The following is a 17,551-nucleotide window of genomic DNA, read 5'->3' on the forward strand; positions in this document are numbered from 1 at the left end:
CCGCATGCCATCCGTGTTCCCCGCCGAAACCGGAGGCACCACCGCATGCACGAGTCACCGTCCCACCAGTCCGCCCTGAGCCGCCGCAACCTGCTGACCGCCGCGGCCGCCGGAGTCGCCGCCGTCGGAGCGTCGACCGCTCTCGGCTCACCCGCCGAGGCCGGCGGGAACTCCTCGCACCGGGTTCCCCGCGACCAGATCAGCGTGCAGCTCTACACCCTGCGCAACCAGCTCTCCGTCGACCTGGAGGGCAGCTTCACCCAACTGGCCGCGATCGGCTACACCCGCGTCGAGCACGCCGGGTTCGTCGGCCGCACCGCCGCCCAGTTCCGCGCCGCCCTCGACAACGCGGGCCTGCGCGCCACCTCCGGGCACGCCGGCATCCCCCAGCCGTGGAACGCCGAGACCTGGAAACGCACCCTCGAGGACGCCGCGATCGTCGGCAACAAGTTCATCGTCCACCCGTACTTCGGCACCGACGCCGCCGGGCCGATCCGCAACGGCGCCGTCTACCGCGCCTTCGCCGCCGACCTCAACAAGGCCGGTGAGCTGGCCCGCCGCGCCGGGCTCAGCTTCGGCTACCACAACCATCACAACGAGTTCCTGCGCCAGGACGGTGGTGAGCGCACCGGGTTCGACATCCTCACCCACGACACCGACCCACGCCTGGTGCACCTCGAGGTCGACATCTACTGGGCGTGGCGCGGCGCCGCCGATCCGGTCGACCTGATCGAGAAGAACCGCCGCCGCATCAAGCAGGTCCACGTCAAGGACATGAACGTGGGCAGCGGCTTCGCCGACCCCGGCGACGGCCTGATCGACTTCGAGCGGGTCTTCCGCCGGGCCTCGGAGGCCGGGCTCGTCGAGTACATCGTGGAGCGCGACGATGCCGGCAGCCCGCCCCGCACCCCGGCGCAGGCCCTGGACACCGCCCGGGTCGGATATCAGTATCTGACCGGACTGAGGTACTGACATGCGCCGCCTGTTCACCGCCGCGGCCGCTACCCTGCTCGCCACCACAGTGGTCACCGGTTTCGGCAGCCCCGTGCGGGCCGCGGCCCCGCCGGACACCGACTTCCAGAAGGTGACGCTCAACGACTTCCCCGGCGAGCCGATGGCCCTGGCCGTCCTGCCCGACAAGCGGGTGCTGCACACCGCCCGCAAGGGGCAGGTCCGCATCCACGAGCCGCGCACCGGCCGCAACGTGCTGGCCGCCACCATCCCCGTCTACCTGCACGACGAGGAGGGGGTGCAGGGCATCGCCATCGACCCCGATTTCAGCCGCAACCACTGGGTGTACGTCTACTACTCGCCGGTGCTGAACACGCCGGTCGACGACCCGGCCACCCCGACCGTCAACGAGGGCAACGCACCTGAGACCGGTACGGCCGCCGACTTCGCCCCCTTCAAGGGTCACCTCCAGCTGTCCCGGTTCAAGCTGCGCGGCAACACCCTCGACCTGGCCAGCGAGCAGAAGATCATCCAGGTCCCGGTCGACCGTGGCCTCTGCTGCCACGTCGGCGGCAAGATCGACTTTGATGGGCAGGGGAACCTCTACCTGTCCACCGGTGACGACACCAACCCGTTCGCCTCCAGTGGCTTCACGCCGATCGACGAGCGGCCCGACCGCAACCCGGCCTTCGACGCCCAGCGCAGCTCGGCCAACACCAACGACCTGCGCGGCAAGCTCCTGCGGATCACGGTCAAGCCCAACGGCGGCTACACGATCCCGAAGGGCAACCTGTTCAGGAAGGGCACCCCGAAGACCCGCCCGGAGATCTACGCGATGGGCCTGCGCAACCCGTTCCGGTTCGACGTCGACGAGCGGACCGGGGTCGTCTACCTGGCCGACTACTCACCCGACGCCAACCAGCCCAACGCCGCCCGCGGCCCCGCCGGGCACGGCCGCTGGATGGCCATCGCGAAACCCGCCAACTACGGGTGGCCGTACTGTGTCGCCCCCGGCCTGCCCTACATCGACTACGACTTCGCCACCGGCGTCTCCGGGCAGCCGTTCAACTGCGCGCAGCCGGTCAACGAGTCGCCGAACAACACCGGGCTGCGCAACCTGCCGCCGGTCGCCCAGGCCGAGGTCGTCTACTCGTACGGCGCCAGCGCCCAGTTCCCGCAACTCGGCACCGGCGGCATCGGGCCGATGGGTGGCCCCGCCTACCGGTACGACCGGCGCCTCAAGTCGCCCACCAAATGGCCGGCCGACTTCGACGGCAAACCGCTCTTCTACGAGTGGACCCGTGACTACGTCAAGGCGTTCAGCCTCGACGACGACGACCAGGTCACGGCCATCGACCCGGTGCTCCCGTCGATCGTCTTCGACAACCCGATGGACATCGAGTTCGGCCCCGACGGCGCGCTCTACGTGCTGGAGTACGGCGACGGCTACTTCGCCGAGAACCCGGACGCCCAGCTCGCCCGGATCGACTACGCGCCGTCGAACAAGACCCCGATCGTCAAGGTCAACGCGGAGCCGACGGTCGGATCCGCCCCGTTCACGGTCAACTTCACCAGCGCCGGAACCGTCGACCCCGACGGCGACGCCCTGAAGTACGCCTGGGACTTCGACGCCGACGGTGACGTCGACTCGCGGCACCCGTACCCGTCATACACGTACACCGTCAACGGTGACTACCGGGCCACCCTGAAGGTCACCGACTCCACCGGCCGGTCCGCCTCCGCCGAGTTCCTGCTCCACGTCGGCCCGGTGGCACCTCGGGTGTCGTTCGCGACCCCCACCGCCGGCCAGCCCTTCCAGTTCGGCGACACGGTGAACTTCCAGGTCAACGTCGTCGACGACCGGCCCGTCATCTGCGCCAACGTCGAGGTGTCCTACATCCTCGGCCACGACCAGCACGGCCACCCGCTCTCCACCAGCACCGGATGCAGTGGCTCGATCACCACGTTCATCGACCCCGGCCACGCCGGCGCCGAGAACCTGGCCGCCGTCTTCGTCGCCGAATACACCGACGCCGACGGCCAGACCGGATCCGCCCAGGTCGTACTCCGCCCGCCCGCCCCGTGACCAGCGGCCCGCCCGGCGAATTTCTGTTGTTCGCCGGGCGGGCCGCCGTCTCCAGAGTGTGGTTGTCGAAATCGGCCGGCACCGGCGGCCCGTCTCACCTCTGCGGCAGGCCGTGGCCGTCGCGGCATGCTGGTTCGCGGTACTGCTCGTCAGCCCTCACCAGCACGTTTCGCCACGAGTGCACGACATCGCCCTGTTCGTGCACCTGAGTTCGATGGTGATCGGTTTCGGCGCCGTGCTGACGGTCGACTGGTTCGGGTTGCTCTGGCTGACCGGCCGGCGCACCCTCGCCGACGTGCTGCGTGTCGCCCAGGGCACCCATGTGCCGATCTGGGCGGGATTCACCGGGCTGCTCGCCTCCGGCGCGCTGCTCGGCCTGCCGGCCGGGCCCAAAGCGCTCGCCGTCCTGGTCATCGGGGTCAACGGCGTCTACGCCGGGGTGCTCCTGCGTGAGCTGTCCCGCCACGCCACGCCGCCGCTCACCCTCGTCGTCCGGTCCGGCGCGGCCACCCTGATCTCCCAGATCGCCTGGTGGACCGCGGTCGTCCTGGGCCACCTCAACAGTGGTTAGCCTGGGATCGTCAGGCCGTGGATACGGTCCGTGATCGGCAGCATCCTGGTGCCATGCCTCGAAACGAACCGACCATCACCCTTCCCGACCTCACCGGCAAGCGCGCCGTCGTGACCGGCGCCAGCGACGGCATCGGCCTCGAGATCGCCGCCCGCCTCGCCGCGGCCGGAGCCGACGTCGTCCTGCCCGTCCGCAACGAGCGCAAGGGCGAGGCGGCGATCACCGAGATCCGGCGGCGCACGCCCGGCGCGGCGGTGTCCACCCGTGCGCTCGACCTGTCGTCGCTGGCGTCGGTGGCGGCCCTCGGCGAGACGCTGACCCGGGAGGGCCGGCCGATCCACCTGCTCGTCAACAACGCCGGCGTGATGACACCACCGGACCGGCAGACCACCGCCGACGGGTTCGAGCTCCAGTTCGGCACCAACCACCTGGGCCACTTCGCGCTGGTGGCACACCTCATGCCGCTGCTGCGGGCCGGCCGGGCCCGGATCACCAGCCAGATCAGCGTCGCCGCCAACTCCGGCAGCATCAACTGGGACGACCTCGGCTGGGAACGCTCGTACGACGGCATGCGCGCCTACAGCCAGTCGAAGATCGCCTTCGGGTTGTTCGGTCTCGAACTGAGCCGGCGCAGCCGCCTGCACGGCTGGGGCGTCACCAGCAACCTGTCCCACCCCGGCGTCGCGCCGACCAGCCTGCTCGCCGCCCGGCCCGAGGTCGGCCGGGACCGGGAGACGATGGGCCGGCGGCTCATCGGCGCACTGTCGGCGCGCGGCATCCTGCTCGGCACCGCCCGGTCGGCGGCCCTCCCCGCCCTGTATGGGGCCACTCTGGGTGACGACGGCGGCTTCTACGGGCCCCGTGGACCGGGACACCTCGGCGGGGCGCCGGCCGGGCAGAAGCTGTACTCACGGCTGCGCGGCGAGGAGGACGCGGCCCGGGTGTGGCGGGTCTCGGAAGAGTTGACGCGGACGTTCGTACCCCAGGCCCGGTAATGTTCTTGTCGGTCTCAGGAGTGAATCGTGCAGATTGATCGGGCCGGGCTCGCCGGTTTCCTGCGGCGCCGCCGCGAGTCGCTGCAACCGGAGGACGTGGGCCTGCCCCGCGGCCAGCGACGCCGGACCTCCGGGCTGCGCCGGGAGGAGGTGGCCGCGCTCTGCCACATCTCCGCCGACTACTACAGCCGCCTCGAGCGGGAGCGCGGCCCGCACCCCTCCGAGCAGATGATCGCCTCGATCGCCCAGGGCCTGCACCTGTCCCACGACGAGCGTGACCACCTGTTCCGCCTGGCCGGGCACCACCCGCCGGCCCGTGGTGCCGGCGAGCACATCAGCCCCGGCCTGCTGCGCATCTTCGACCGGCTCACCGACACGCCCGCCGAGATCGTCACCGAGCTCGGCGAGACACTCCGGCAGAACCGGCTCGGCGTCGCCCTCAACGGCGACCTGACCCGGTTCACCGGCCCGATGCGCAGCGTCGGCTACCGGTGGTTCATGGACCCCGCGTGCCGCACCCTCTACCACCCCGACGACCATCCGCTGCACTCGCGGGTCTTCGCCTCCGGCCTGCGCCGGATGGTCGCGCTCCGCGGGCCCCGGTCACGGCCCGCCCACCTGCTGGAGCTGCTGCTCGACGGCAGTGCCGAGTTCCGGGCCGTCTGGGCCGAGCACGAGGTCGCGGTCGGCTTCTCCCACCTCAAACGGTTCGCCCATCCGGAGGTCGGCGCCCTCGAACTCACCTGCCAGGCGCTGCTCGACCCCGACCAGGCGCATTCGCTGCTCGTCTACACCGCCGTGCCGGGCAGCGAAAGCTACGACAGACTGGAGCTGCTCGCCGTCGTCGGAGCACAGGGCCTCACGGCGCCGGCGGTTGACGGCGGCCCGTAAGCTCGGTCGTTCGCGAACCCGGAGGCGGCCAGAACATGACCACGAGCAGCGCTGACACGGCTACCACGCGACGCCCCGGTGTCGTCTACCTCGTGGCGCCGTTGCTCATCAGCGTGCTCGCCGGCCTGGGTCTGGCCGCCACCTACCACGTCTTCGTCCGTACCATCTCCGGCCAGTGGCTCGACACCGCGGCGATGCTCGGCACCGAGGTCCACCATCCACGCCTGGAGGAACTGCTCAGCCGCATCCTCAACGCCACCACACTGTCCAGCCTGGTGCTCGTCTGCGTGGTGGCGGCCACCGTCGGTGTCGTCCGCAAACGCGCCGACCTGGCGATCGCCGCCGCCGTCCTCGTCCTCGGCGCCAACGGCACTACCCAGTTGCTCAAGGACGGGCTGCCGCGGCCGACACTCGACGGGCTGACGTACCCCAACTCGCTGCCCAGCGGCCACACCACGGCGGCCGCGTCGGTCGCGTTCGCCCTGGTCCTCGTCCTGCCGGCGGCCGTGCGGGGTCCCGCGGCGCTGGCCGGTGCCGGCTACACCGCCGTGATCGCGATCGGCACCGTCTGGGCGCGATGGCACCGGCCGAGCGACATCATCGCCGCGCTGCTGGTGGTCCTGGCCTGGGGCGCGATCGCCGTTCTCGGCGTCCGGCTGCTGCGGATCCGACGGGCCGCGCCGGGCCGCCCCAGCCGGATCGGCACCCTGCCGCTGCTGGCCACCGCGGCCATCGGGGCACCCGTCACGGTGATCGGGCTGCTCGTCGGCCGGACCTCCGAGACGATGACGACCGCCTCACCGTCACCCAGCCGCCTCACCTTCGTCACCGGGGCGGCCGGCATCGCGGCGGTGGTGGCGATCGCGTTCCTCGGCTGGTTGTGGCTGGCCACCGACGACGAACCCCGTCCATGACGGTCCTTCCAGGATGTCGCCATGACTCTGGAATTACTGTTGTGCTGCGCGGCTACGGGTCGACAGCACCGTGCGGGACCTGCTGCGCCGGCTCGACGCCCCTGAGGACGATCAGCAGATCATCGACGAGGTTCGCCGTCGCCGTTCGCTGGCCGACACCCTCGGCACCCGATCATCGGGTGGCGCCGGTCAGGAGGCGGTCGCCGAGGTCGGAGCGGTGATAGAGGACCGAGCGGCCGTGCCGGGCGCTCACCAGCAGTCCGGCCGCTCTCAGGGCTCGAAGGTGCTGGTTGACGGCGGTCGTCGTGACACCCAGGCGGGTCGCCAGCTCCGTCGAGGACGTGGGTGTGCCGAGGCGGGCCAGCAGCCCGGCCCGGTGGTTGCCGAGCAGGGCCGCCAGCGCGCCGGGCGCCGGCAGCGGTTCCGGCTGCCACAGGGTCCCGCTGCCCCGGGCGAGATAGATGATGATCGGCGGCTCGTCCGGCGAGATCGGTGCGGCCACCGCCGGGGTCCACATCGTCGGGATCAAGGTCAGACCCCCCACTGTGGTACGGGTGTAGTGCACATTCGAGTGCAGGCGCACCTCCACCGTTTCCCCGGTCATGCGGACCCGATCGGACAACCCCGCGAACATGGTCGCCAGCCCGTGCTGCGCGATCTCCCGCCCGCGGTGGGTGACGTCGCCTTCGAGCAGGGCACGCATCCGCGGCCAGTGCTCGGCGAAGCACAGCTCCCAGTAGGCGGTCAGCGCGCCGACGATCCGGGGGAGCACGTCCGGCCCGCGCAGCACCGGCGGCACCCGGGTGTCCTCGCCGCCGTAGAGGAGGCGCAGGTCTCGGCGTACCACCTCGGGCGGGGTCGCCCCGACCGTCGCGAACTCGTCGTCGAGCCTGGTCAGCGGTGAACGGGGTAGTGGTGTCAGGAAATCCGGCGTCCACAGGCGCTCGGTGATCAGCGCGAACAGCATCTCGGTGTCGAGGACGTCACGGGCCTGCTGCATCCGCCGGATCCACGGCAGATGAACCGGGAACCGGCCAGGATCCCGCCAGCTGCGCAGGGACAGCACCAGCTCGTTGAGCGGTGAAACAGCGAACCGCACACCCGCCAGATCGTGGCCGACCAACCTGTACCGCACCGGCATGAAGCAGAACGCTACATCAATCGCACCCTCCGGCCCGGCCCGGTCAACTGTGCCGGTGCATCTGGAGACCTCTCTGACCTGGGCCACCGTGGCCGCCTCGACCGCAAAGGGCGTGATGTTCAGCGTCAGCGCGCTGTTCTTCAGCACTGTCGTCGGCCTGAGCCCGGCGACCGTCGGCGCGGGCCTCACCGTCGCCGGTATCGGCGCGGTGGCGACCGCTTTCGCAGCCGGCGGTCTCTGCGACCGATTCGGGCCGCGACCGGTGCTGCTCGTGGCGGCGCTGGCGCAGGGAACGGCACTCGCCGCGTACTGCCTGACCCACAGCGCCGCCGGATTCGTGCTGGTCGCCTGCGTGGCCATCGGAACCGAGAGCGTGCAACGGACCGCCCACGTGGCGTTGCTGGCCCGGGCGTTCACCGGCGCCGACCGGGTCGCGGTCCGGGCGCGGCTGCGCGTCGTGGACAACGTGTCCATCGCGGCGGGTTCGGGCGCCGCGGCGGTGGCCCTGGCAGTGGGAACCCGAACCGCCTACACCACGGCGATGCTGACGGCAGCGGCACTCGTCCTGCTGGCGATGGTGCCCTTGCGGACGTTGCCCGCATACGCCGAGGAGGCCGGCACCGGTTCCGCGGTGGCAGGAGAGGGCGGCGGCCGGTCACCCCTGCGCGACCGCCGCTATCTGACCGCGACCGCCCTGCACGCGCTGGTCAGCATGCAGTTCCTGCTGCTCACCGTCGGCATGCCGCTCTGGGTGACCGGCCACACGACGGCACCGGACGTGACGGTGGCGCTGCTGTTGCTCCTCAACACCGCCATCGTCACGTTCTTTCAGGTTCGTGCCACGCGGCTGGTCCAGGATGTGCCGTCGGCCGGGCGTGCGGTCTTCCACGGCACCGCGCTGCTCGTCGCGGCCTGCCTCGGATACGGGGCCGCCGGGTTCCCGGGGCCTGCCGGGTTCGCCGTCACGTTGCTGGTGCTCGCCGTGGCGGCGCACAGCCTCGGCGAGATCGTCTCCGAGGCCGGTGGCTGGGAACTGGCCTTCGAATGGGCCGACCCGGCCAGCTCCGGCGCCTATCAGGGAGTCAGCCAGGCCGGCGTCGCGATCGGCCGCGCGGTGGCCCCGGTGGTGGTCACGTCGACCGCCGTCGCGTTGGGCCTACCCGGCTGGATCCTGCTCGGCGGCGTGTTCCTGGCCGCGGGCGCCGGCACCCGCGCGCTGAGTAGCGGGTGGTGGCGGGGTTTCAGCGGGCGCCCGTGGTGAGGACGATCTTGCCGGTCACCCGGCCCGTCTCGCTCAGTTCGTGGGCCTTCGCGGCTTCGGCCAGGGGGAGTTCGGCCTCCACGAGCACCCGCAGGCGCCCGTCACGGACCAGGTCGGCGAGGGCGAGCAGGCCGGACCGGTCCGGTTCGACGAGTAGGAAGCCGGCGCGGACGCCGAGTTCGGAGGCCCGCGGGACCAGGTGTTGTTCGGCGGGCGAGTTCAACGACACCAGGGTGCCTCCGGGGCGGAGGACCTGGAGGCAGCGTGGGCCGTCGGCGCCGCCGATCGGGTCGATCACCACGTCGACCGGGTCGACTGCTGAGGTGAAGTCGACGGCGGTGTAGTCGATCACCTCGTCGGCTCCCAGGCCGCGGAGCAGGTCGTGTTTGTCGGATCGGGCGGTGCCCAGCACGTACGCCCCCAGGGATTTGGCGATCTGAACGGCGAGATGACCGACTCCACCGGCCGCGGCGTGGACGAGAACCCGCTGGCCGGGCCGCACCTGGGCGCGGTCGGTCAGCGCCTGCCAGGCGGTGAGGCCGGCCAGCGGCAGACCCGCCGCGTGCACGTGGTCGAGTTCGGCGGGCTTGGCGGCGAAGTGGCGGGCGGGCGCGGTCACGTAGTCGGCGTACGCGCCGGCCGGCCGGGGGAACCAGGGCATGCCGAACACCTCGTCGCCGGGGGAGAAGAGGGTGACGCCCACGCCGGCCTTCTCCACCACCCCGGAGACGTCCCAGCCGAGGGTGAACGGCGGCTGCCCGAGGAAACCGCCGTGTGCGCGGGATTTGGCGTCGACCGGGTTGAGGCCGGCGGCGTGGACGCGGACGAGGATCTCGGTCGGGCCGGGTTCCGGACGGTCGACGGTGGTCACCGTGAGTACCTCGGGGCCGCCCAGTCGATCTTGAGTGATTGCCTGCATGGGTTAGAGCCTCGCGGCCAGGGCCGTACCGAAACAGTGGCCTGAACGACGACATGTGCAAAGATCTGGCCATGCATCGTGTGGTCGTCCTCGCCCTGCCCGGCGTCTACCCCTTCGAGATGGGCATCCCCAAGCGGGTCTTCGGCAGCGTCGTGGACGGCACCGGCCGGCCGCTGTACGAGGTGGTCACCGCCGGTCTCGGCGCCGACCCGGTGCCGACCGACGCCGACTTCAGCATCAGCGCCGAGCACGGCCCGGAGATCCTCGCCACCGCCGACACCGTCGTCGTGCCCGCGCTGGCCCCGCTCGCGCCGATGTTCACCGAAGGCACCCTCAGCGAACCGGTCCGTGCCGCGCTCGCCCACATCCGGCCCGGCACCCGGCTCGTGTCGATCTGCACCGGCGCCTACGTGCTCGCCGCGGCCGGGTTCCTCGACGGCCGCCCGGCCACCAACCACTGGTATTGCGCGGACCACTTCCAGCGGCTGTTCCCGCAGGTCGCCGTCGACCCGGCGGTGCTGTTCGTCGACGACGGCGACGTGCTCACGTCGGCCGGCGCCGCCGCCGGGGTCGACGTGTGCCTGCACATCGTGCGCCGCGACCACGGCAGCGAGATCGCCAACGCGGTGGCCCGCCGCTGCGTGGTGCCGCCGTGGCGGGACGGCGGTCAGGCGCAGTACATCGAGCAGCCGGTGCCCGAGCAGACCGAGACGTCGACCGCGCCGACCCGCGAGTGGGCACTGCAACGCCTCGACGAGCCGCTCAACCTGGCCGCGCTGGCCGGGCACGCCCGGATGAGCGTCCGCACGTTCACCCGCCGGTTCCGCCAGGAGACCGGCGCCACCCCCGGCTCGTGGCTGATCAGCCGCCGCGTCGACCTGGCCCGGCACCTGCTGGAGAGCACCGACCTGCCGGTCGAGCGGATCGCCGAGCGCGCCGGGTTCGGGACCGCGGCGTCGTTCCGGATGCACCTGCGCGCGGTCACCGGCGTCGGTCCGCACAGTTACCGGCGCACCTTCCGGCACGCGGCCGCCTAACGGGCGAGCTCCAGCACGTAGGAGTCGCCGCGGGGCTGGAAACCGAGCCGCCCGTAGTAGGGCGAGCGCATGCCGGGCGGGGTGACCACCGCCCGGCAGCCACGGTCGGTGAAGTAGCCGCTGCGCCGGAACACGAACTCGCCCGGAGTCAGATCCCGGTAGCGGTCGACGACGTAGTCCAGGTCCACCTGCGCCACCCCGTCGCCGGCGGCGTGGAAGACGACCACCCCGGCCACCTCGTCCTCGTTCACGACCAGGAATGCCGCGGTGTCCGGGTGCGCGAGGATCTCCGTACCGAAGCCGGGGTTGAATCTCCTGATGTCGTCGTGGTGGTTGCGCAGGACGTGGTGCAGGAACGCGTCGTCGGTGCGGACCTCGACGACCTGGTAGACCTTGTCGTCGTGGCGGGTCGCCAGCATCCGCCACAGGTACCACACGTTGATCACGGCGAGGACCACGTTGAGCCCGACCATCGGCCAGACGCCGACCGCCGCGTTGAAACCGATCAGCACGAGACAGCCGACCAGGTTGAGCGCGCGCAGACGCAGCAGCCGGCTCTGTAACAGGGACCAGACGAGAAGGGCTGAGCCGGCCCACCCGATGAAGTCGATTATTTCCACCGGGTGAACCCTATCGCCGTAAGATTTACGCCCGGAAGCGGGCGACCAGGCCTTGCAGCTCCCGCGCCATCGTGCTCAGCTCGGTGATCGCCTGCTTCGACTGCGCGGCACCGGTCGTGGTGACCTCCGACGCCGACGCCAGACCGGCGACCCCGGCCGCGATGTCCCCGGCGCCGTCGGCGACAGCGGTGATACCCCGGTTCATCTCGGCGGTCGTGGCGGTCTGCTCCTCCACGGCGGCCGCGATCGTCGCCTGGAAGTCGTTGATCTGCTCGATCACCGAACTGATCTGGCTGATCGCCTCGACCGCGCCGGCGGTGTCGTGCTGGATCGCCGCCACCCGCCGGGTGATGTCCTCGGTGGCCCGCGCCGTCTCCTGTGCCAGGTCCTTCACCTCGCTGGCGACCACCGCGAACCCCTTGCCCGACTCGCCGGCCCGGGCCGCCTCGATCGTCGCGTTCAGCGCCAGCAGGTTCGTCTGCTCGGCGATGCTCGTGATCGCCTGGACCACGTTGGCGATCTCGGCCGACGAGGTGCCCAGCTTGTCGATGTGCGAACTCGTCGACCGCGCGACGTCGACGGCCTGACCGGCCACCTCGGCGGCACGGGCCGTGCTGTGCGCGATCTCCCGGATCGACTCGGCCATCTCCGCCGCGCCGGCCGCGACCGCGCCGACGTGCGACGACACCGACTCGGCCGTACCCGACACGGTCCGCGCCTGCTGCGACGAACCCAGCGCGGCGTCGGCGATGCTGCCCGCGGTCGCGGTCATCTCGTCGGCCGCGGCCGACAGGGCCTGCGCGGAGGCGGCGGCCTGGGCGACGACCGTACGCATGTTGCCCTGCGCCTCGTCCAGGGCCCGCGCCATCTGGCCCATCTCGTCGCCGGAGGTGACGTCGGTGGTGACCGTCAGATCTCCCTCGGCCATCGCCTTGAGCGCGGTACGGACCCGTTGGAGCGGCCGGGTGATCGAGGTGACGATGATCCGTGCCAGCACGCACAGCACGATGATCGCGGCGAGGGCCGTGGCCAGCAGGATCAGCTCCGCGCGCTCCCGGCTGGCCGTCGCGTCGGCACTGGCCGCGGTGATGGTGGCGGCGAACAGGGCCCGCTCGTTCGCCAGCACCGCACTCGTCAGATAGTTGTCGACGTCGATCTGCTCCCAGGCCAGGCGGGCCTGACCCTGCTCGGCCACCGCCCCGGCCACGAACCGTTCGATGACCTGCCCGTAGTCGTCGTAGACAGTCTGGATCCGGTCCACGGCGGCGGTCAGCTCGCCCGGCAGCTCGATCGCCTTCAACTGTTTCAGCAGATCGTCGGCCACGGCCAGGCGGTCACGCAGCAGCGCGGTCTGGTCCGCCGGCTCGTCCCGGGTGATCGCCTGGAGACCGTGCACCTTCAGGTCGCTGGCCACCTGGTCCAGGCGCAACACCAGGGCACTCGCGGAGTTCAGGGCGGCCAGACGGTCCGCGGTACGGTCGGCGACCCGGTTGTTGTAGAGCGTCACGCCGACACAGGTGCCGACGGCCAGCAGGCCGGCGCCGACCAGCGCGGTGAGTTTCGTGCTGACCGGGGCGTCCCGGAGCAGTGTGGGTTTCGGCACGTCAGAACCTCCGTGGTCTCGGCCGGGCGTCAGGAGGCGATCTGGGCGGCGGTGTAGTAGCCGCCGTCGACAAGGACGCGCTCGTAGTTGGACCGGTCCACGTTCACCGGCTGGAGCAGGAAGGTCGGCACGATCTCGACCCCGTTGTGGTACTGCTTCGTGTCGTTGACCATCGGCTCCCCGTCGGTCAGCAGCGCGTTCGTCATCTGCACGGCCACCTTGGCCAGCTCACGGGTGTCCTTGTAGACGGTCTCGGTCTGCTTGCCCGCCGCGATCAGCTTCACCGAGTCGAGCTCGGCGTCCTGACCGGTGATCACCGGCAGCTTGCGGCCCTTCGACCCGTAGCCGTCCTCCTCGAGAGCGGCCAGGATGCCACGGCTGATCCCGTCGTAAGGCGACAGGATCGCGTCCACCCGAGCCTGACCGTAGTCACTTCCCAGCAGGCGCGTCATCCGCTCCCGCGCCACCGCCGCATCCCACCGCATGGTCGCGACCTGCGCGAACGTCGTCTCACCACTGCGCACCCGCAGCCGTCCCGACGAGATGTACGGCTTCAGCACGCTCATCGCCCCGTTGAAGAAGAACGTGGCGTTGTTGTCATCCGGGGACCCGGCGAAGAGCTCGAGATGGAAAGACCCTTTGCCGGTACGGACACCGAGCGCGTCGACCAGCGCGGACGCCTGCTCGACGCCCACCTTGAAGTTGTCGAACGTCGCGTAGAAGTCGACGTCACCGCTGTCCCGGATCAGCCGGTCATAGGAGATCACCGGGATGTCCGCCGCCGCCGCCTTCGCCAGCACACCCTTCAGCGCGGTGCCGTCGATCGCGCCGATCACCAGGGCGCGCACCTTGTTCTCGACCATCTCGTCGATCTGCTGAACCTGCAGCTGCACGTCGTCGTCGGCATACTGCATGTCGGTGCGGTAGCCGAGCAGCTCGAACTGCTTGACCATGTTCTCGCCGTCACCGATCCAGCGTTCCGACTCCTTCGTCGGCATCGCCAGCCCGACGGTGCCCCGCTCGACGACCGGAGCCGCGGCCGTCGTCCCGCTGTCACAGCCACCGGCGGCGAGCAGAACCGTCGCCGCGGCCGTCCACGCCACCCATCGTCGTGCCAACACTGGCCCTACTCCCCGCGGTCGCTCGGTCGGACCGATCCGGTCCCAGCACGAGAATCGACCACGCGAAACAGTTTCTTAACTGTTCACATCACAGTTCCGCAACCGCGCGACTACCGGGGGTAGGACAAAACAGCGGGCATCCGGAGGGGATGCCCGCTGCTGCATGTCGACGATCGTCAGGCGGCGTAGACGTACTGCACGCCGGCCACCGGGGTGAGCCAGCGGTAGGTGACGGTGTAGGCGTTCGGGAAGTTCATCTCGGCGACGTAGATGCGGTCGCCGGAGACCTGCTCGACCCAGGCGACGTGGCCGTACTGTGCGCCGGCACCGTTCTGTCCCGGCTGGAAGACCACCATGCTGTTGACCCGCGGCACGCTGCCGGTGGCCCAGCCGTTGGAGGCCGCGCTGCTCGCCAGGTACTTGGCGTCACCGAACGCCTTCGGGTAGACACCGGTGAACTTCTTGAACCGGTCCAGCGCGTAGAAGACGCAGCTGCCGGCGTACCCCTGGTTGTAGGTGATGGTCGCGCCGCGGGTCGCGGCCGGCGCCGGGGTGGTCGGTGCCGGCGTGGCCGGGGCGGGCGTCGTGGGCGCCGGTGTGGTGGGCGCCGGCGTGGCGGGAGCGGGGGCGGACGTGCCGGGGGCACAGTTCTGCTCGCCGCGCAGGAGCCAGTTTCGCTGGTGGCGCGGGATGTCGGTGGAGCGGGCCGACACGAATCCGGCGACCGGCGACGTGATGTGGTGCCAGACGGTGTCGCGGTTGACGCGGATGCCACAGTCGATGGTTATCGCGGTGCCGTCCGCCAGCGTGGAGACGGTGGCGGGTCTGGCGGTCCGCGGGTCGCTGACGACTCGTGCGCCGCTGCCGTTCGTCCCGCTCACGTGGTAGCCGGTGATGGCGGCGGCCTGCGCGGGAACGGCGATGCTGACGGCCGCACCCGCTCCGAGCGCGCCCGCGGCCAGCATCCGGGTCAGGTGACGGCGGCGGCGGGTCCGGGCGGTCTCGATCGCGTCGGTGTGCGGGTTCGTCATGTGGTGTCCTCCTGTCGTGGGCCCGGATCGGTGTCGATCCGTGCGTCTTCACCAGGAGATTCGGCGCGGCGTCAAAGGTGCTGGTGTGCACGGCGGTGCAACCGGGTGGCAGCCCGGTTACCGGCGCGGACCGCCTGACCGAGAGATGTCTGATTTCTTCAAGACCCGGGGCGCGGCCGGCTCGTAGCGTCGGGGACATGGCACCCACCTTCAACGCGATCGGTATCGCGGTGGCCGACATGGCCACGTCGTTGTCCTTCTACCGGCGGCTGGGTCTGGAGTTCGCGCCCGGCGCCGAGGGGGAGCCGCACACCGAGGCGGTCGTCGCCGGCGGCATCCGTCTCATGTGGGACACCCACTCCTCGCTGGGGTCCTTCGACCCGTCCTACGAACCCGGGCCTCCGGGTGGTGGCTGGGCTTTCCTCTGCGCCGACCCGGCCGAGGTCGACAGTGTGCACGCGGACCTGGTCGCGGCCGGCCACCCGTCGGTCAACGAGCCGTGGGACGCGCCGTGGGGGCAGAGATACGCCCAGGTGAAGGACCCGGACGGCAACGTGGTCGACCTTTTCGCCTGGTCGAAGGCGGCGCAGTAGAGGAGTCAGCGAAGCAGGGCGGTCAGCGGCACGCCGGCCATCGCCCGCACCTCACGCGCGAGGTGGGCCTGGTCGGCGTAGCCCGCGTCGGCCGACACCGCGGCGAAGGGCCGGCCGGCACGGGCCAGCGCGACGGCCCGTTGCAGCCTCATGATGCGGTGGAGAGTCTTCGGACCATACCCGAAAGCGGTGTTGCTCCTTCTCTGCAGCTGCCGGGGGCTGAGGCCGCACCGCTCGGCGACCGCGGCCACCGGGCGGCCGGCCCGCGCGGCCCCGGCCAGGGCGACCATCAGGGGATCGGGCTCCTGCCAGCGCCGGGTCGCGGCGGCGGTCAGCGCGGCGATCGGGTCGGCCGCCCCGGCGACGGCCCGGACCTCGGCCGCCGGCCACAGCGCCTCCAGCGGCACCCGCCGGTCGACCAGCTCGGACGCCGGCACGCCGAGCACGCCCGGCCCGGTGCCCGCGCCGAACCGCAACGCGGCATAGCGGCTGCCCGGCGACGGCGGGCCGATCTGGGCGGTGGTGTCCGGCCCGGCGACGAAGACCGTGCCGTCGTGCCAGATCAGGTCCAGGCAGCCGTCCGGCAGGATCCGTTTCGGCGCGGCGCCCGCCGGCGTGACGCTGCGCCACGCGACGACGTGCGGCAGCGGTGACGTCCATTCCTCGTACACACCGAGAACCCTCCCACGGGGGTACGACGAAAGCGTCCCGCGGGAGGGCCCGGCTAGGTCAGAGGCCCCAGCCGTACCGGATGCGGTCGCGCCCGGAGGTGTTGCGGACGGCCAGGTTGAGGTTCGTGCCGCTGCCGCTGAAGGCGAACATCGAGTAGTAGTCGAAGCCGGAGGTGCCGGTGGGCTTGCCGCCGAGCGCCGGCCAGTAGACGCCACCCATCTGGTTGTCCCGCATGACCTGGGTGACGGCCCGGATGTGCCGGACGAAGTTGTCGGTGCTGTTCGCGTCGGCGTAGTTGAGGCCGGTGGACATCGGCGCGCCGTACTCGGTGACGACCGCGCGGGAGGCGCAGTTGCCGAGGCGGGTCTGCACGTGGGTGCGGAACGCGTCGTAGGTCATCGCGCTGTAGAAGAACGCGTAGTGGTGGAACGACAGCAGGGTGCCGTTGAACCGGCTGTCGTTGCAGACGTCACGCAGGTCCTGGCTGTAGCCGGTACCGCCGATGAGGGTCCGGCTGGGCACCGCCGAATAGTGGTAGCTCATCCAGTTCGCCGCCACGGTGCGCCACTCGGCCGAGGTGTAGCCGTGCGGCTCGTTCATCGGCTCGAAGTAGACGTTGGTGTTGGCGCCGTACAGGTAGGTGACGTTGGACCACATGGTGTTCCACGCGGCGATGTTGGTGATCCGGCCGCCGGACGCGGCGCCGTCCTCCCAGTAGGCGAGGATGACCTTGAAGCCGCGGGCGGTGGCCGCGTCGATGGCTCCCCGGTAGGCGTTCCACCAGGTGGTCCCGACGGTGTGCGTGTTGATCGGCAGGCGGACGGTGTTGACGCCGACCGCGGCCATGTCGTCGTAGAGGGCGTTGGCCTTGGCCCGTACGGTGGCGTTGCTGTCGGACTGGCTCAGGCCCTGCACGACGAGTGGGCCGGTGCTGAAGTTGTCACCGAGCACGGCCCAGTTCATGCCGCGGAACTGGTTGGTGACCGCGGCGGCCGGTGCGGCGCCGGTGACGACGGTGAGGGGAACCAGTGCCAGTGCGGTGAGGCCGCCGATGACGGTACGTAAGAAGGTGGTTCGCAAGGTCTCGTCCTTCCACGCGGGGGAACGCACGCGGGGAACGTGCTAGGCAACACCTTGGTAATGAT

General features: G+C 70.9%; 17 protein-coding genes. 9 read left to right on the forward strand and 8 right to left on the reverse strand.

What is annotated here, in order from left to right:
* The first annotated feature begins 45 nt into the window (after nt 1-45).
* The 6 genes from ACFO0C_RS41410 to ACFO0C_RS41435 all read left to right on the forward strand — a co-directional run bounded on the left by ACFO0C_RS41410 (nt 46) and on the right by ACFO0C_RS41435 (nt 6,408).
* On the forward strand, nt 46-972 hold the full coding sequence (locus ACFO0C_RS41410; RefSeq protein ID WP_378072308.1) for a sugar phosphate isomerase/epimerase family protein: 927 nt from the start codon (nt 46-48) through the stop codon (nt 970-972).
* 1 nt (nt 973) lies between these two features.
* Nucleotides 974-3,037, forward strand: coding sequence for a PQQ-dependent sugar dehydrogenase (locus tag ACFO0C_RS41415; protein ID WP_378072309.1), 2,064 nt, complete (start codon nt 974-976; stop codon nt 3,035-3,037).
* Nucleotides 3,038-3,215: 178 nt separating this feature from the next.
* Entirely contained in the window at nt 3,216-3,608 is a 393-nt protein-coding gene (locus ACFO0C_RS41420; RefSeq protein ID WP_378072310.1) for a hypothetical protein, read from the forward strand.
* Between the two features lie 53 nt (nt 3,609-3,661).
* Nucleotides 3,662-4,603, forward strand: coding sequence for an SDR family oxidoreductase (locus ACFO0C_RS41425; protein WP_378072311.1), 942 nt, complete (start codon nt 3,662-3,664; stop codon nt 4,601-4,603).
* A 27-nt stretch (nt 4,604-4,630) separates the two neighbouring features.
* The gene (locus tag ACFO0C_RS41430) at nt 4,631-5,494 is read left to right on the forward strand and encodes a helix-turn-helix transcriptional regulator (protein ID WP_378072312.1); all 864 of its coding nucleotides are present in this window, start codon (nt 4,631-4,633) and stop codon (nt 5,492-5,494) included.
* Nucleotides 5,495-5,529: 35 nt separating this feature from the next.
* Nucleotides 5,530-6,408, forward strand: a complete 879-nt coding sequence (locus ACFO0C_RS41435) for a phosphatase PAP2 family protein (RefSeq protein ID WP_378072313.1) — start codon at nt 5,530-5,532, stop codon at nt 6,406-6,408.
* A 172-nt stretch (nt 6,409-6,580) separates the two neighbouring features.
* Here ACFO0C_RS41435 and ACFO0C_RS41440 read toward each other — a convergent pair whose 3' ends face one another.
* On the reverse strand, nt 6,581-7,549 hold the full coding sequence (locus ACFO0C_RS41440) for an ArsR/SmtB family transcription factor (RefSeq protein ID WP_378072314.1): 969 nt from the start codon (nt 7,547-7,549) through the stop codon (nt 6,581-6,583).
* Between the two features lie 55 nt (nt 7,550-7,604).
* Here ACFO0C_RS41440 and ACFO0C_RS41445 point away from each other — a divergent pair, with 55 nt between their 5' ends.
* On the forward strand, nt 7,605-8,810 hold the full coding sequence (locus tag ACFO0C_RS41445; protein WP_378072316.1) for an MFS transporter: 1,206 nt from the start codon (nt 7,605-7,607) through the stop codon (nt 8,808-8,810).
* Here the strand turns inward: ACFO0C_RS41445 and ACFO0C_RS41450 are convergent.
* Nucleotides 8,791-9,681, reverse strand: a complete 891-nt coding sequence (locus ACFO0C_RS41450) for an NADP-dependent oxidoreductase (RefSeq protein WP_378072317.1) — start codon at nt 9,679-9,681, stop codon at nt 8,791-8,793. The two genes, ACFO0C_RS41445 and ACFO0C_RS41450, sit on opposite strands and share 20 nt — an antisense overlap.
* A 119-nt stretch (nt 9,682-9,800) precedes the next feature.
* Here ACFO0C_RS41450 and ACFO0C_RS41455 point away from each other — a divergent pair, with 119 nt between their 5' ends.
* Entirely contained in the window at nt 9,801-10,766 is a 966-nt protein-coding gene (locus ACFO0C_RS41455; protein WP_378072318.1) for a GlxA family transcriptional regulator, read from the forward strand.
* Here the strand turns inward: ACFO0C_RS41455 and ACFO0C_RS41460 are convergent.
* From ACFO0C_RS41460 to ACFO0C_RS41475, 4 genes are all read right to left on the reverse strand, one after another.
* Entirely contained in the window at nt 10,763-11,386 is a 624-nt protein-coding gene (locus ACFO0C_RS41460; protein WP_378072319.1) for a hypothetical protein, read from the reverse strand. The genes ACFO0C_RS41455 and ACFO0C_RS41460 overlap by 4 nt on opposite strands.
* Before the next feature lie 25 nt (nt 11,387-11,411).
* A complete protein-coding gene (locus ACFO0C_RS41465; RefSeq protein ID WP_378072320.1) occupies nt 11,412-12,989 on the reverse strand; it encodes a methyl-accepting chemotaxis protein in 1,578 nt (525 codons plus the stop codon).
* Between the two features lie 29 nt (nt 12,990-13,018).
* A complete protein-coding gene (gene chvE, locus ACFO0C_RS41470; RefSeq protein WP_378072321.1) occupies nt 13,019-14,110 on the reverse strand; it encodes a multiple monosaccharide ABC transporter substrate-binding protein in 1,092 nt (363 codons plus the stop codon).
* 176 nt (nt 14,111-14,286) lie between these two features.
* Entirely contained in the window at nt 14,287-15,141 is an 855-nt protein-coding gene (locus tag ACFO0C_RS41475) for a CHAP domain-containing protein (RefSeq protein WP_378072322.1), read from the reverse strand.
* 197 nt (nt 15,142-15,338) lie between these two features.
* Here ACFO0C_RS41475 and ACFO0C_RS41480 point away from each other — a divergent pair, with 197 nt between their 5' ends.
* Complete coding sequence (locus ACFO0C_RS41480) at nt 15,339-15,734, forward strand: VOC family protein (protein ID WP_378072323.1); 396 nt, start codon at nt 15,339-15,341, stop codon at nt 15,732-15,734.
* A gap of 5 nt (nt 15,735-15,739) precedes the next feature.
* Here ACFO0C_RS41480 and ACFO0C_RS41485 read toward each other — a convergent pair whose 3' ends face one another.
* Nucleotides 15,740-16,405 carry a helix-turn-helix domain-containing protein gene (locus ACFO0C_RS41485; RefSeq protein ID WP_378072324.1) on the reverse strand — a complete coding sequence of 222 codons (666 nt, stop codon included), beginning with the start codon at nt 16,403-16,405 and terminating at the stop codon, nt 15,740-15,742.
* A gap of 58 nt (nt 16,406-16,463) precedes the next feature.
* Nucleotides 16,464-17,486: a glycoside hydrolase family 5 protein gene (locus tag ACFO0C_RS41490; protein ID WP_378072325.1), complete on the reverse strand. Its 1,023-nt coding sequence runs from the start codon at nt 17,484-17,486 to the stop codon at nt 16,464-16,466.
* Nucleotides 17,487-17,551 lie beyond the last annotated feature (65 nt).

The sequence above is a fragment of the Actinoplanes subglobosus genome (assembly GCF_042650585.1).
Taxonomy (GTDB): domain Bacteria; phylum Actinomycetota; class Actinomycetes; order Mycobacteriales; family Micromonosporaceae; genus Actinoplanes; species Actinoplanes subglobosus.